Raw genomic sequence first — 15,867 nt, 5'->3', positions numbered from 1 at the left:
ATGCCATTCTCCAAGCTTGGATTAAGCGATCCGATTGTAAAAGCTGTAACCGAACTCGGCTACAAGACACCTACGCCTATTCAAGAGAAAGCAATTCCTGTCATCATGACGGGCAAGGACCTTCTGGCAGCGGCCCAGACGGGTACAGGCAAAACCGCTAGTTTTGTACTGCCGATCATCCAAATGCTGAGTGAAGAGCAGCGCCAGGTTCGTCGCAAGCGTATTCGCGCATTGATCCTTGTGCCCACCCGAGAACTGGCAGTGCAGGTTGAGGAAAATATTGCCCAGTACAGTAAACACCTTTCGCTCTCTTCGCTGGCTATGTACGGTGGCGTAGATTCAAAGCAGCAGAAACAACAGCTGATAGAAGGTGTCGATATCCTGGTTGCAACGCCGGGCAGGCTACTGGATATGTACAGCCAGCGTGCGGTGCACTTTGACGAACTTGATGTGCTGGTGCTGGATGAAGCCGATCGTATGCTCGACATGGGCTTTATCGACGATATCAACAAGATTGTTGAGCGCTTGCCGCTTGAGCGTCAAAACTTGTTGTTCTCTGCCACGCTATCCAAACAGGTTCGTATCCTGGCCAAAACGGCCATCAATAACCCGCTCGAGATTTCGGTAACGCCAGATAGCTCGGCCAAGCCAAAAATCGACCAGTGGCTGGTCACGGTCGACAAAGACAAAAAATCAGCCTTGCTGAGCCATCTGATCAAAGAGAACCAGTGGGAGCAGGCGCTTATCTTTATCGAGACCAAGCATGGTGCCGCAAAGCTGGTCAGCCAGCTCGAAAAGCGCGGTATCAAAGCCGAGTCGTTCCACAGCGGCCGGAGCCAGGAAGTGCGTACAAAACTTCTGGCTGATTTTAAATCGGGTAAGCTTAACTTACTCGTGGCAACAGGTGTGGCCGCTCGCGGTATTGATATCGATAATCTACAGCGCGTTATTAACTATGACTTGCCATATCCTGCGGATGACTACGTCCATCGTATTGGCCGTACCGGCCGAGCCGGAGCGTCTGGTGAGGCAATCTCGCTTGTTTCGAAAGATGACTTTAAAAACCTTTGCATGATCGAAAGTCGCCTCGGACATCTGATCACCCGAAAAGAAATTGAGGGGTTTGTACCAAGAAAAGAAGTCCCTGTATCGATTTTGAATTACGTGCCCAAAAGCAAGCAGAACAAAGGGCGTCATAGCTCCAACAGCAAGCCAGCCAACGATCAGGCCAAACACAAAAGTCATCAGGAAAGAAAAAACTAGTTGCCTAGAATCTGGTGAGGGTTGGCAGAGCTGCCAACCCTGAGTCCTACGCTCGCATCATCTTGAGCGAGCGTAGGATCATTAACTAGCAAAGCGTTTAGCTGATCATCACATTGGCAATCATTGCTGACAATACACTGACCAACGTTGAACCATATAGCAGACGCAGGCCAAAGCGTGCCACCATGTTACCCTTCTCTTCGTTTACCCCTTTAACCGCACCGGCAATGATGCCGATAGAGCTGAAGTTGGCAAAAGAAACCAGGAAAATAGACAAGGTGCCCACGGTTTGAGCCGACAGACCCGCCATCTTGTCCTGCAGTGCCATCATTGCAACGAACTCGTTAGAAACCAGCTTGGTTGCCATAATGCTGCCAGCTTGCAATGCTTCATCAGCAGGGATGCCCATCAGCCATGCGACCGGATAGAACAGGTAGCCAATCGTATCCTGAAAACTGATTCCAAATGCCCAGGTGAAGGCTTGGTTCACCATGGCAATCAGGGAAATAAAGCCAATCAGCATCGCTGCGACGATCACGGCCACCTTAAAACCGGTCAGGATATATTCACCCAGCATTTCGAAGAACGTCAGTTTCTCTTCGCCGCCGCTTTTAACCAATTCATCAAAGTCCATTTCTGCATGATGATCATAAGGGTTAATCATCGACAGAATAATAAAGGTGCTAAACATATTAAGGATCAGAGCCGCAACCACGTATTTTGGCTCAATCAACTGCATGTAAGAGCCAACAATTGACATCGACACCGTAGACATTGCCGTTGCCGCCAATGTGTACATACGACGCTCTGACATCTTGCTCAGAATATCTTTGTAGGTAATAAAGTTTTCCGACTGGCCAACCATCAAGGCACTAATGGCGTTGAAAGATTCCAGCTTGCCCATACCATTTACTTTAGAAAGCACCAAACCAATAAACTGAATCACAACCGGCAGCACCTTAATATGCTGAAGAATACCGATCAGTGCCGAAATAAATACGATCGGCATAAGCACATGCATGAAGAAGTCAAACTGGCCGACATTCACTAGCCCGCTAAAGACAAAGTTAGTGCCTTCCGCGGCAAAAGCCATCAGGCTTTTAAAGCCATCTGAAAATTTCGTGACAATACCAGTACCGGCGGTTGAACCAAGAAGGAAATATGCAAGCCCCAGCTCAATGACAAGCAACTGAATGATATAACGAACCTTGATGCTCTTTCTGTCTTTGCTGACAACCAATGCTAATACGGCCACAACAGCGAGGCCCAAAATAAAATGCAAGTAAGACATGAAACGTACTCTTTGGTGATGTATTTCAAATAATGCGTGAATGCTCCACTATTTGTTGCACCAATAAAGTGACCAATATCTCACTTTGTATTCCTGTCTATTTATTCATCTATATGAATAGAAAGCGAAAGAATATCCAAACAGCCCACAAGGAATAAAAACAACGGAAATACGGGCTTCGGAGGGATATTTGAGCCGTTTTGGAGAAAGCAATTATCAATATTGAAATCTGAACACCATAAAATGCGTTGTACAAAATACAGCCAGATATTCATGAATTTTACTTAAAAAAGAAAAAGGCGCTGCTCATGAGCAACGCCTGTTAATAAAGTCGTTAAGGCTGAGCCGGAGATGAGCTACTCAAATTGATCGATAAAGACTTTCAATGCATCCAAATCCACAACCTGAATTTCAGCACCGTCTTTAACCACCAGCCCCTTGTCAATCAGCTCCTTCACGGCACGTCGGTAAACCCGGCTCGAGGTCCCGAACCGCTCGGCTTCCTGGCCTGCCTTGTCAAAGGCTCCCAACATCACGCTTTCCTGATGCCTATGCCACAGATCATAAGCAATATTATAGGTAATCGGGTGTAACAGGCGGTAGGTGTAGATATCCAGTGAGTCCTGGTAATCATTGGCCAGCGCGCTGGCAAAGAACAAGGTAAACTCAGGACGAGCAAGCAACAGGTCAGCCACCGACTTCAGGCAGATCACATCAACTTCAAGCTGTTCCTCGGCAACGACATTCCACTGGCATGAAGTATCGGTAAACAGCTCCATTTCACCAAAGACATGATAATCACAATCAACCTCGCCAAGCTGAAAACGACGGCCATTTACAGCGGAGATATTCATCGAGACCCGACCGACCGAAGCCAGGTATAAATGATCGACGACCTGTCCCTGACGCAAAATCTCCTCACCAGCCTGATAATACCTGCTGTGGAGCTGACACTGGTAAAAGGCCTGACGGAACTCTTGATACAAGGTATTCAGGTGTTGGGTAAATCGGCCTGTTTGGTAAGGTTTTAGTTGCATAAGACAAAAGCAGCAGCCTGAAAGTCATCAAATCCTAGCGAAAGCTTGCATGTAGCACAAGAATCTCATAACAACGCAGATCACATAAAGCCCAGCATCAGCCGGGCTTCGTTTCATTACATTCCAATAGCTAGTTTATCACTAGGGCCGGATTGTGAGCGCGTAGAGAGCCGCTTTGGCCGCCATGTTTTCGCCAGCCATCATAATGTCATCGGCACTGACATACTGATTAACACCATCCTGAACATCCTGCTGATACAAAACAACATTATTCAGAATCGATGCGACCTGAAGCCCGCGCAGTCGCCCTACGGTAAACAGTGCCGAAGTTTCCATATCGGCTCCCAACACCCCGTGCTTGTTCCAGTACTGGCACAGCTCCTCTTCACCATCGGTATAGAAACTGTCGTGTGATCTGACGACACCGGCATGGGAAGGGTATCGCTGTTGTTTAAGATAAGCATCCATTCCAGATACCAGCTGGTGACTGGCAACCGCCGGAAACTCGCTGGCCACATAAGCCTTAGAGCCCCCTTCGTCTCGAACCGCCGCTTCTGCGACTATCAACTCACCAAGACCAATATTAGCCTGCAGAGCACCGGCCGAGCCAACCCGAACCATATACCTGGCTCCGCACTGGGCCAGCTCTTCAAGGGCAATAATGGCTGACGGCGCGCCAATACCGGTACTGCACACAGTGATCCTCTGGCCCTGGTAGAGCCCGCTCATCACCCGGTACTCACGGTTATCAGCCAGCAACTCGGCTTTTTCAAGCAAGGCCGCGATACGATTCACCCGATCCGGCTCGCCACATACGATGACTTTTTCAGACACCTGCTCGGCACTGACTGCGATATGAGGCTGTTTACTCATGCTACTGCCTCTTTCTCGGTGATAAGCTGCTTGGCCTGATTTTGCTTGGCCGTTTTCATCCACGCACGAGTACCGTTAGCTGCAATAAATAGCAGGATTGCGTACTCAATCGACAGTGCATATACACCCTGCGCGGCATAGATACCGACACTGATCACGTTGATCACGACCCAAAGCATCCAGTTTTCCACATACTTGCGGGTCATCAGGATTTGCGCCACTACAGACAGTACTGTCATCGTCGCATCCCAGAACGGGAATGCGTCCGGCTCAAGTGTCGGACGTGCCAAATCGGCACCAAACAGGTTCAGACCATCAACGGTAATGTTGGCCAGGGCAAAGAAGAACGGATCGATATAGATTGTCATCAAACCAATCGCCACCACGCTGATTGCAGCGGTTACTGCCAGCTTTTGCTTGCTCAGCCAACGCACTTCCAGCATATCGCCAGAGTCCGACGTCGGCCTTGTCCAGGCGTACCAGCCGTACAGGTTGGCGCAGAAGAAGAAAAACTGAAGAAGCAGGATCCCGTACAGCTGGATCTGATAGAAAATAATCGCAAACAAGGTAACGTTGATCAGACCAAATACATAGTTGATCGTTTTTTCCTGGCTTGCATACCAAATACACAGCAAACCAAATACCGTACCCACCGCTTCAATCCACGACATCGCGTAACCACCGCCGATGGGTATATTCACTAAGGTATTATTAATATCGAACCAAGCTACAAAGTCCATCCTGTTATCCTTCTAAAGTATTTTTGCTTGGCGATATTGTAAGAAAACCCTCCCCAGTGCAACGAGGACATTTGTCCCTTCGAGTTTGGCGAGGGTCATAATTTGGCACAAATAACTCAAACTACCTCAAATAAAAAGGCTGCGCACATGGCGCAGCCTTCGTTACTCGATAGCTATCCGTTTATGGGCAATCCCGGTATGGCAATTAATACAGGTTTCCCCCCGGCTCTCCATTAACTCATGATTGAGCCTGGCTCGCTGAGGTTGCTTGCTCAAATCGAAGTTGTCACCTACATGACAATGTCGGCAAGCCTCGGAGTCATTGGCCACCATGTCGTCCCAAACCATTTTGGCCAGCCTGGGCCTGTGTTCTTCAAAATTCTCCTTGGTTATGGTGCCCTTTATCATGTGATAAATATCAGCCGTGGCAGCAATTTTGACTTTCATCTTGTCGATAAAACCATGAGGAACATGGCAATCGGCACATGTCGCCAAGACTTCATCATCACTGACATAATGGGGCGAGGCCTTATATTCCTGGACAATCGTATCCATACTGAGGTGGCAGCTAAAACAGAATGCATTCTGATTGGACGCAACCATCACACCCTGAAATGCACCTATGGCCAATACAACCAGGAAAATACCAATCGGTATTCCCCATAACAGCGGTTTTTTCAGCCATCGCCACAAGCGTTGCGTCCGAGATAGTTCTTCTCCCATCGTTCCTCACTTAGGAGTCAGGCCGGATAAACCGGCCTCCCCGGATGATTATTCCTTGCTTTCGCTCAGATAACGGGCCTTAAACTCAGCCTGTGCTTTCTTACGGGCTTCTTTCACAGAATCCGGCTCTTTACCGCTAAACCAGGCATGCTCTGGCCTGTCCAGAATTTCCTGCAGTACGGCACGGGCGCGCTCTGCCCCCTCTTTGTTGCCGCCATGTTCGGCCTCTTCCACAATTTCAAGATATTGCGGAACCATTTCGATATAGAAACGCTCTGCCACTTCGTACATACCATGCCACTGAACATAGTCAGGCGCCTGCATCGCTGCACCATGGCGGGCACGTCGACCTTCGTGGTGCCACAGATAGAACCAGGTCCACTCAATTTCTTCATCAAAACCGATATCGGTTATCATCCCTTCCTTGCTCAACGTCGTCATCAGCGCCTTACCCGGACGGGCAAACTTGTCATTGTAGAGCTCAACCAGTGAATCGAACTGGATGTAGAAATTGTCGATCATCGACTTGGTGTGACAGGCCTGGCAGACGTTTTGCATATCTGCCCGACGTGCTTGCCAGCTCTTGGTTTCTTTACCCAACGCGATATCTTTGGCATCAATTTTCTCTGAAATAGCCGGGCGGAGGGTCCAGGAAATACGATCACCGACATCATGCGTCACCGGTAGCTCCCGGGTGGCAGACATATGGCAGGTCGCACAGGTAGGGGCAGCATCATAATCCTCACCGACAATCCACTTCGCAGAATCGAGATTCATCCGATCGACATGGGCGTAGAAGTTAATCCCGTGCTTCGATTCGTCATAGACTTCTTTTTGTGGATGATCGGGGCCAAGGTGACACTTACCACATGCCTCGGGACGGCGGGCCTGAACCATATCGAACTCATGTCGCTGGTGACAGGCTGTACAGGCACCAATTGAACCATCGGGATTAATCCGGCCAATCCCGGTATTCGGCCAGGTTGTCGGATCCAAATCGCCATTTTCCAACACTTTAACTTCTGAACCATGGCACTGCCAACAACCGTTAACAGCGGCCGGAGACTGACCGTTCAGGGTCAGTGCGCCTTCGACCACTTCTGCCAGGAAGTTATCGAGCGAACCGATAATCTGGCCTGCTTTGGCATGGTGACTTTTCGAGAACTGATCCACTTCCTGGTTATGGCACTGGCCACAGTCTTTTGGCGAAACGATAACGGCAATATTATAACCTTCATGTTTAATCGCATCTTTATCGGAAGGATCTGCCTGGTGACACTCGTAGCAACCTACATTGGCACCATAGTGTTTTGAACGGCCCCATTGGGCGTAAATAGACGGGTTTTTATCTTTATGACAGGCTGCACACTCCTTGCTTTGTTCGCTTAGCTGAGCAAAAGGCTTCATTATCAACGCCTTGGGTTCAGCATTTGCTGTCATCGACAATGACAGTAACACCACAATAGTCATCGTCGAAAAGAACCAGCACAAGTATCGTACAGCCAACTTTTCATTGTCCATAGCCAACCTCATTTGCTTACACTGCTCTCGTTGTGTTGCATAGTGTCTCGGTCATGCAACTGAGTATTTTCATCTCAAAGCTTAGATGAAAGCTCAATTTCCACATTTAATTTGTGGGGTTGAGTGCAAAATAATTGAGCATTCTCTCATTATCCTATCGGGTGCACTTGATTGCATTTTTATCCATCCACACTGCCTATTCCCCATTCTGGTCAACCATGTTTAGCACCCGATATGGACGAAAGCCGACTACATAACTTCAAATTTTCATGCCTTATTAGAAGGTTATTCGTACAAACCGCCGACATACAGAGCAAAAAGACACCTACAGAATGCCTCACAGCTCAAAGTTATAGCAATTAGTTGCAGGGGGCTGAGTACCAAGGAGGAGGAGTATTAGCTCTAATGCATAGAGAATACGTATGAATCTCAGTTAACTATATGGATTATTTTTATATGAATAAAAAACTCCTGGCGATATCTTGCCTGCTGGCACCCGGGGTCAGCCTCGCAGCCGTCCCCGAAGCCTATGTGCTCAACTACGGTTCAGCCAGTACGGTCATCAATGTATTAGATGATGATTTGCTGCATATCTCCTTCCGCCACCACAGCAACACCAATGGCCCGACGACAATCCGCAATACTGCTATGGTCTTCAAACAGGACTATACCGGGCCACAGGTGTATTCCCCCAGCTCAAACGGTTTTAGCACCAAAGAGCTGAGTGTCAGTGTTAACAGTGACAACGGCTGTATCAGCATTGTTGAGCTGCACCAAAGCAACAAGCAAAGTGCGACTGTCTGTCCGGCAATCTACGACGCGACATGGAAAGGCGCCTCGGTGCAAAACCGTGGCATGCACTCGGTGTACGGCCTGGGCCAGACCTTTGCCCCTATCGATCCGAACAATGGCGGCCAGATCAACGGCGAATGGCTGCAGACCGGCGGTTTTGGTACGCCGGACGACAGAGGCAACACCTTCAGTAGCGTAACCTATACTGACGGCGCGTATGCCGGTGCGACAACGCCCCGTCTGCAATTCCCTGTACTTTATGCGGTCGGTAACGACATTAACTACGCCCTGTTTCTTGATTCAAAACTCAAAAACAGCTTCAACCTGTCACGTGAATGGTGGGAAATTCGCAACAAGGATGCTGCCGAAACCAACCTCTATTATCTGAGCGGAGCTGATCTGCCCGACCTGCGCAGCGACTTCATGGAGCTGGTAGGCCGACCTCCTGTTCCGCCGAAAAAAGCCCTGGGTATGTGGGTATCCGAGTTCTCCTACGACAACTGGGCCGAACTGGACGACACTATCAACACCTTGCGTCAAAACAATTTCCCTGTCGACGGTGCACTACTGGATGTAGCCTGGTTTGGTTTCAAGCACGCCTGGCAGAACAACAGCCCGGCCAACCCGATGGGTGATCTGCGCTTTGACGAGCAGGCCTTCCCTAACCCTGCAGGCAAGGTCGCCAGCTTGAAAAATGACGGTATCGGTCTTATCACCATCGAAGAGTCCTACGTCTCCAAGCAGGGTAACTACGGCGGTACCAACTACAACGGCATGGCGGCACAGGGCGGTTTTGCCAAAAACTGCGGTACCGACGATATCACCGAGTTCAATAACTGGTTTGGTGTCAGTGGCATGATCGACTGGTCGAACACCAAAGCAGCGGCCTGGTGGCATGACAATGTGCGTAAGCCAAACATTACCGATCTGGGTATTCTCGGCCACTGGACCGACTTGGGTGAACCGGAAGATTACCGCTCCTACGCTTGCTATAGCATCGGTAATCACGCCAACTACAACAACGTTCACAACCTGTTGTGGAGCAAGTCTATCTATGACGGTTACGTCCGTAACCACAGCCAGAACCCGCAGCGTCCCTATTCCATCGCACGTGCCGGTACCGTGGGCTCACAACGCTTCGGGGCAGGACTATGGTCTGGGGATATCGGCGGTCGTCTCGATCACATGAACATGCACTATAACGCGGCAATGCAGATGTCTTTTGCCGGTATCGACTACTACAGTTCGGATATTGGCGGCTTCTGGCGCAAGTCCGATGACAAGGGTAAACGAGACACAGCTATTGCACCGGGCACCGGCTACAACGAAGATGAGATGTACAGCCTATGGTTTGCCAACGCGGCCTGGCTGGATATCCCGCTCCGACCTCATGGCAATAACTGCGGTATGCCGGGTGCAACAGGCAGCGACTGCATCATCACCGAAACCTCTCCGGCGATGATCGGTAATACGGCTGGCAACCTGAGCAACCTGCGCCAGCGTTACGAGTTGATCCCGTACTATTATTCACTGGCTCATCGCGCCTATCAGTACGGCGAACCTGTTATTGCACCAATGCCTTTCTACTACCAGAACGATACCAAACTCATCGGTCTGGCTGATCAGAAAATGATCGGTAAAGACATTCTGGTCGCCAACCTGACGACCCAGTTTGCACAGACTCGTGACGTCTACCTGCCGGCCGGTACCTGGTATAACTACCACACGTTCGAGAAGTACGAGAGTGCCGACGGACTTACCCTGTCAAACGTGAACCAGTGGATTGCATCAGAAAACCGTAACCGTGTGCCTGCCTACGCCCGTGCCGGTGCCATTATTCCTATGATGTATGTCGATGAGCAGACGAAGGATGTGTTCGGCCACCGCAAAGACGGATCTGCCCATAACGAACTGATTGCCAAAATCTTCCCGTCCAGCGAAGCCAGCAGCTTCACTCTCTACGAGGATGACGGCAGCACTGTCGCCTACTATGACGATGGTAGCGTACCGCACTACCAGGTACGTGAAACGCTGATCAGCCAGACACCAGTCAGCAACGGGGTTCAAATCACCATAGGTGCAGCAAGTGGCAACTTCAGCGGCGCATCAAGCAGCCGCAATAACGAAGTTCGTTACCTGATCAATGCAACGGACAAGGCAACCGTTACCCTAAACGGTACGCCACTGCCACAATTGGCTAACCGCGCCGCATTGTTGAAAGACGGTGCAAAAGGCTGGTTCAAGGAAGGTAGCGTGATTTCAGTACGCACCGGCATCGAATCCGTACTAACCAACAAGACGGTGGTCATCACCGCGGAAAACTGTCAGAACGACTGCGGCTTTGCTTCGAACCAGCCTAGCTTTGCTGTCCGGGGCACCAACAATGGCTGGACAAGCACTGAGATGACATTGATTGCAGACAATACCTGGCAGGCAGATGTCACGTTTGGCAGCAGCAACGATGAGCGCTTCAAGTTCGATGTATTTGGTGACTGGAGCCGGAATTTCGGTGACAACGGTGCCGACGGCAGCCTTGAGCAAGGTGGTGCCGATATTACGGTTCGCCAGGGAGAAGGTCGCTACCGTATTACCTTATTCGATAACAGCAGCACCTACTCGGTAACCAAAATCTAATCTTATCTAACCACGATAAAAGGCGGCACCTAGCCGTCTTTTCTTCGCACGTCATCAAATCAAACACATAAGAGAAAACAAAGCCTAAGCGATTGATTTGAGATATATAGATGCCCCCCTAGCGTTTGCAACAACCTACCTTCAAGCTTAAAATTATCAATATACAGTCATTCCTAACCAAACGCTTTATCACCCTACCGATACGCTTTCGCTACCGTTTGATTTAAATCTTATTGTGTCCAAACACTTAGCGTAGAGGAGCAATGTAATGAAGAAACTACTAGCCACCTCCTTCCTGCTCTTATTTAGCTCCCTGTCCGTTGCTGATCACTTTGTCACACTGGGAAATTATCAATTCAGAACAGGTACCTCTACTTTTAGAACTGAGTATGTCGATCAAAAAAGCAATGCCTACCAGGAAGGCCATCGCATAATGACCGATGTGACTGAGCAGAGATCGTTTGACCTGAGCCGAACCTTGCGGGTGCCGCCATCACGACTTGATGTCAGATCGATCAAAATTGACAGCAGTTATGTCATGGTGCGAGAGCTGTCCCGAGTTCCTGACCAAATCGAATATCAGGGCCTGGTTGTAGTGAACTACCATTACCGGGTACGAGTATCCCGCGATTAAATCTTACACGTTCATTCTGACTCATTGGCCGCTGACGCGGCTTTTTTATTCGCTTTTCTTCTCTTGTCTCGTCAACGAGAAACGCCCCCACACCAACTTACTGCTGCTACATTTAAGAAAAAGATACAATTTTCAGTGGTGAGCCCGCCATATTCAGCAAAACTTAATAATGCCAAGCTACTTATCATCCACTTATGGAGGCCGTTATGACATACCGACGTCTACTCATTCCGCTCGCACCCAAACAGCCTCTCGGCTCAGGATTCCATCAGGCGCTTCATTTTGCCAACCAGAAGAAAGCCCGTGTTACCCTTTTTGCCGTGATCGAAAAGCTGGCAGAGATGCAAGATCTCAGTCGCTACTCGGTATCAACATTGAACCTGCTCGATAATGCCACTAACCAGTGCGAGCGAGAACTTAAAGAGCACATCGAGACATTAAGCCCCCAATATCCGGATATTGAGTTTGATGCCGTCGTTACAACCGGTATTCCCTACATTGAAATAATTAAAGGAGCTGAGAAGACCGGCAGCGACTTAATTGTTATCGATGCCCACCGCGACCACAAAGAAACGGCATGTCAATGGGGTACCTCAACCCGCCATTTAATGCGTGAATCAAATATTCCGCTCTGGACCATCCACCCTTTGCGCGAATCCCGGCAGATCAAAAAAGTGGTCGCGGCGATTGATGTCACGGGCACCGATTTGACTGAGCTTAATGAGCAAATTCTCCAGCACGCTTTCGAGTTTGCCAGCATGAACCAGGCCACTCTCTATCTGTGTCATGCCTGGCGACTGGAAAGTGAGGGATATTTACGGGAATGGAACCGTTGTGATGATTTGGAAATCGCCGTGATCGCAAAAAAATTACGCGAAGACAGGGCATCACGTCTCGAAGCCTTGATGGAACCCTATGCCGATAGCAAGACATCGGTTGAAATTACCATGCTTGAAGGGGATGCGAAGAAAATTTTACCGGATTATATCAACAGCCATGATATTGATTTGGTGATCATGGGAACGGTGTGCAGAACCGGAATTGCCGGCTTCGTCATGGGAAACACCGCCGAATATATGCTGGATAAAATCCAATGCTCGGTGATCACGCTCAAACCTGAAGGGTTTAAATCACCAGTGCTGGAATAAGCTGGATAAAAACAAGGCCTCATTAGCCTTCGTTTTCGCTTGGCAAGCTTAACTGCCTTTCAGGCAGTTAAGCTTCCTCTCCATTCACTATGCCATAGCAATAAGCGGCTTATGGCACCCCATGACCTTTCGATGCCGCCCAGACACGGAACCACTGCTCACGACTTAGCTCAATATCCAGCGCATCGATAGCGGCCTGAACACGCTCGATTTTCCCCGATCCAATAATCGGTAATGGCTTTGACGGCAAACGACGCACCCAGGCATAAACAACCTGATCAATACTGGCTGCCCCAACCTCGTCACAGATTAATTCGAGCTCATTGCGTACCCGCACCTGCTGCTCTGACTGGCCAGAAAAGATATCGCCACCAGCCAGGCATGACCACGCCATCGGCTTGGTTCGCTTCATCTGCAGTTGATCCAGCGTGCCGTCGTGGGCCACTTCAAAATTCAGCGGGTTGATCTCGACCTGATTGGTTACCAGCGGAGCATCCAGCCGAGACTGCAGCAAATCAAATTGCGCCGGAGAGAAATTCGAAACGCCAAAATGAATCACCTTTCCCTGCTGTTTAAGCTCGGCAAAGGCTTCGGCCACCTCGTCGGCATCCATCAGAACATCAGGGCGATGGATCAGCAACACATCGATATTCTCGACCTGTAGCCGTGACAAAGAGTTATTTACCGACTCAACAATGTGTGCCTTGCTAGTATCGTAATGGTTAATTTTTCGGCCAGGAAACTGTTCGGAACACAACTTGATATCACACTTGGTGACGATCTCTATCTGGTCACGAATGCTCGGATCCAGTGCCAGCGCCTCGCCAAACAACGTCTCGCAGCTGTAATTGCCATAAATATCAGCGTGATCGACCGTCGTGATCCCCAGCTCGACATGCTGCTTAAGAAAGTCAAGTCGCTGTGCCGGGTTCATCTGCCAGTCTGCCAAACGCCAATAGCCTTGTACTAACTCGGAAAATTGCGGACCTTGCGGGCTTAATTCAACTTTTGCCACCATACGGGTCAAACTCCATCTAATACTTATTTCATTTTGGACTGCCAATCATCCTAGGCTTGTTTCAGGGGTATCGCAATGCTATAACCTTCGGGCCTCGAACTGGAGTACGAACTATGTCTTTTGCGCAGCGCCTGAAATCATTAATCGGTGAAGAGAGTGTCAGCGGCTTTGCCCGCCGGGTCGACATCAGCGAAGCGCTGCTGCGAAAATACCTCAAGGGCAGCGAACCAAGTCTTGCCAAAGCCAATCAGATAGCCATGAAGGCCAACTGTTCGCTGGAATGGCTTGCGACAGGCTGTGGCTATTTATACCGTCAGGCCGAAGTGGTCGACAAACCAGCCCTCTATGCGGCCTACGAGCACATCAACAACAAGAAAATTAGCCCTGACGAGGCCGAGAACTTGTTAAAAACCGTATCAGGTTATCAGTTTCTCAGAACCCATAAAAAAGCCGACGGTTACCTTGATATCAGTGGGATGGCCGCCTTTCTGGCTCTGGCAAAACAAGACGAACCGGATTAATGTTGCCAACGAGATAAAGATGAAAAAGCCGACAAACTGCCGGCTCTTTACGTCTATATCATCAATGTTTCTGGCTTTTATGCCGCAGCTGCCGCTGCTTTAAACTTTGCCCGCGTACCCAATACCAGCGTCAGGCTAAAGGCGATGGCAAACGAAATAGCCATACCGACAACATAGAACCATACACTATCCGGACTGATAGAGATGATCCCCGGCAGACCAGCCGCACCCAGTGCTGTCGCCTTCACCTTAAACAGGGTAATGAACGCACTTGCCGATGCCGCACCGATAACGGCAGCAATGAACGGATAACGATACTTCAGGTTTACACCAAACATTGCCGGCTCGGTAATACCCAGCAGCGCCGTTACACCGGACGGCATTGCAATCCCCTTCGCTTTAATATCCTTGGTCGTAAATCCGAAAGCCAGACATGCCGCGCCCTGTGCAACGTTAGACATTGCAGCAATCGGGAAGATAAAGGTACCGCCAGTTACTGCAATATCTGCCAGCAGCTGGGTTTCAAATGCGATGAAGCTGTGGTGCATGCCTGTGATAACAAACGGTGCGTAGACAAGGCCAAACAGTGCCCCGCCGATAAAACCAGCCGATTCGTACAACCAGTTCAGGCCGTCACCTAACAAGAAACCGGCATCACGGGTAATAGGACCAACCAGAGTGAAGGTCAGGAAACCAGTAATGAAAATTGCCAGCATCGGCGTCAACAGGTTATCCAATACGGACGGAACCACCTTACGCAGACCATTTTCTACTTTTGCCAAAATGAAGGCAGAAACCAGTACCGGCAGTACTGAACCCTGGTAGCCAACTTTCTGGATTTCAAAACCGAAGATGTTCCAGACCGGGATATCGCCGCTGACGCTGGCACCACCAAAGCCCCAGCCATTGAGTAGATCCGGGTGTACCATCAACATACCCAGTGCGGCGCCGAGGAACGGGTTGCCACCAAATTTCTTACTTGCCGAGAACGCTAACAGAACAGGGAGATAAACAAATGGCGCGTTGGCAAAGGTATTGATCATCGAGGCCAGATCGGCCATGCCCGGGTAGGCATCAATCAAGGACTTGCCGTCGATAAACAAGCCAGTCGCGGTCAGAACGTTGAACAAACCCATCAACAGGCCACCGGCAACGATTGCCGGAATGATCGGTACGAAAATATCAGACAACCCTTTCACGGCACGCTGCACGACATTCTGTTTTTCGGCCCCTGCAGACGCGACGTCCTTGGTCGACATTTCTGTCTGGCCGGTCTGCTCTGTCATTGCTGCATAGACCTGGTTGACGATACCGGACCCAAAAATGATCTGGATTTGACCCGCCACCTTGAACTGTCCCTTCACTCCATCGATATCATCGATGGCCTTGAGATCGGCTTTGTTTTCATCATGTAGCGCTAAACGCAGACGCGTTGCGCAGTGTGCAGCAGCAGCAATATTCTCTTTTCCGCCCAGTTTTTCGATTAATTGTCGGGCAATGACAGGAAAGTCCATCTCTATACCTCCGCGAACAGGATTCACGCTCAGAACGTTTTAATTCATCTTAACCCTAATCTTAGGTCAAGCACTCATGTGGTTTGCATCAGCAACATTCCCATCCCGATACTGCTTGGGTGGTGCAGTATTTTTGATTTTCGGGAACGTTACCGAAA

At 49.5% G+C, this 15,867-nt stretch carries 13 protein-coding genes; 5 read left to right on the top strand and 8 right to left on the bottom strand.

The window, feature by feature from the left end:
• Positions 1 to 1,263, top strand: coding sequence for a DEAD/DEAH box helicase (locus EIZ48_RS12355; RefSeq protein WP_160651681.1), 1,263 nt, complete (start codon positions 1 to 3; stop codon positions 1,261 to 1,263).
• Positions 1,264 to 1,360: 97 nt separating this feature from the next.
• Here the strand turns inward: EIZ48_RS12355 and EIZ48_RS12350 are convergent, their stop codons facing one another.
• The 6 genes from EIZ48_RS12350 to EIZ48_RS12325 all read right to left on the bottom strand — a co-directional run bounded on the left by EIZ48_RS12350 (position 1,361) and on the right by EIZ48_RS12325 (position 7,448).
• Positions 1,361 to 2,554 carry a NupC/NupG family nucleoside CNT transporter gene (locus tag EIZ48_RS12350; protein WP_160651678.1) on the bottom strand — a complete coding sequence of 398 codons (1,194 nt, stop codon included), beginning with the start codon at positions 2,552 to 2,554 and terminating at the stop codon, positions 1,361 to 1,363.
• A gap of 356 nt (positions 2,555 to 2,910) precedes the next feature.
• Entirely contained in the window at positions 2,911 to 3,591 is a 681-nt protein-coding gene (locus EIZ48_RS12345) for a Crp/Fnr family transcriptional regulator (protein ID WP_160651675.1), read from the bottom strand.
• Positions 3,592 to 3,732: 141 nt separating this feature from the next.
• The gene (locus EIZ48_RS12340) at positions 3,733 to 4,464 is read right to left on the bottom strand and encodes a nucleoside phosphorylase (RefSeq protein ID WP_160651672.1); all 732 of its coding nucleotides are present in this window, start codon (positions 4,462 to 4,464) and stop codon (positions 3,733 to 3,735) included.
• On the bottom strand, positions 4,461 to 5,204 hold the full coding sequence (pnuC, locus tag EIZ48_RS12335) for a nicotinamide riboside transporter PnuC (RefSeq protein ID WP_160651669.1): 744 nt from the start codon (positions 5,202 to 5,204) through the stop codon (positions 4,461 to 4,463). The genes EIZ48_RS12340 and pnuC overlap by 4 nt, the downstream gene beginning before the upstream one ends.
• Positions 5,205 to 5,366: 162 nt before the next feature.
• Positions 5,367 to 5,927, bottom strand: coding sequence for a NapC/NirT family cytochrome c (locus tag EIZ48_RS12330; protein ID WP_160651666.1), 561 nt, complete (start codon positions 5,925 to 5,927; stop codon positions 5,367 to 5,369).
• 48 nt (positions 5,928 to 5,975) lie between these two features.
• Entirely contained in the window at positions 5,976 to 7,448 is a 1,473-nt protein-coding gene (locus EIZ48_RS12325) for a multiheme c-type cytochrome (RefSeq protein WP_240152951.1), read from the bottom strand.
• Between the two features lie 456 nt (positions 7,449 to 7,904).
• Here EIZ48_RS12325 and EIZ48_RS12320 point away from each other — a divergent pair, with 456 nt between their 5' ends.
• The 3 genes from EIZ48_RS12320 to EIZ48_RS12310 all read left to right on the top strand — a co-directional run bounded on the left by EIZ48_RS12320 (position 7,905) and on the right by EIZ48_RS12310 (position 12,656).
• Entirely contained in the window at positions 7,905 to 10,874 is a 2,970-nt protein-coding gene (locus EIZ48_RS12320; RefSeq protein WP_160651663.1) for a TIM-barrel domain-containing protein, read from the top strand.
• Between the two features lie 268 nt (positions 10,875 to 11,142).
• A complete protein-coding gene (locus EIZ48_RS12315; RefSeq protein WP_160651660.1) occupies positions 11,143 to 11,508 on the top strand; it encodes a DUF3316 domain-containing protein in 366 nt (121 codons plus the stop codon).
• Positions 11,509 to 11,714: 206 nt separating this feature from the next.
• Positions 11,715 to 12,656: a universal stress protein gene (locus tag EIZ48_RS12310; RefSeq protein ID WP_160651657.1), complete on the top strand. Its 942-nt coding sequence runs from the start codon at positions 11,715 to 11,717 to the stop codon at positions 12,654 to 12,656.
• Positions 12,657 to 12,765: 109 nt separating this feature from the next.
• Here EIZ48_RS12310 and EIZ48_RS12305 read toward each other — a convergent pair whose 3' ends face one another.
• Positions 12,766 to 13,674, bottom strand: a complete 909-nt coding sequence (locus EIZ48_RS12305) for an aldo/keto reductase (protein ID WP_160651655.1) — start codon at positions 13,672 to 13,674, stop codon at positions 12,766 to 12,768.
• Between the two features lie 113 nt (positions 13,675 to 13,787).
• On the opposite strand from EIZ48_RS12305, the gene EIZ48_RS12300 reads away from it, so the two are divergent.
• Positions 13,788 to 14,195 (top strand): helix-turn-helix domain-containing protein, encoded by a 408-nt coding sequence (locus EIZ48_RS12300; protein ID WP_160651652.1) that lies wholly within the window; start codon positions 13,788 to 13,790, stop codon positions 14,193 to 14,195.
• Between the two features lie 77 nt (positions 14,196 to 14,272).
• Here the strand turns inward: EIZ48_RS12300 and EIZ48_RS12295 are convergent, their stop codons facing one another.
• Positions 14,273 to 15,709, bottom strand: a complete 1,437-nt coding sequence (locus EIZ48_RS12295; protein WP_075766947.1) for a sucrose-specific PTS transporter subunit IIBC — start codon at positions 15,707 to 15,709, stop codon at positions 14,273 to 14,275.
• Positions 15,710 to 15,867: the final 158 nt, after the last annotated feature.

This window comes from Photobacterium alginatilyticum (assembly GCF_009910675.1).
GTDB lineage: Bacteria > Pseudomonadota > Gammaproteobacteria > Enterobacterales > Vibrionaceae > Photobacterium > Photobacterium alginatilyticum.
This window is presented reverse-complemented; position numbering and strand designations above follow the sequence as displayed.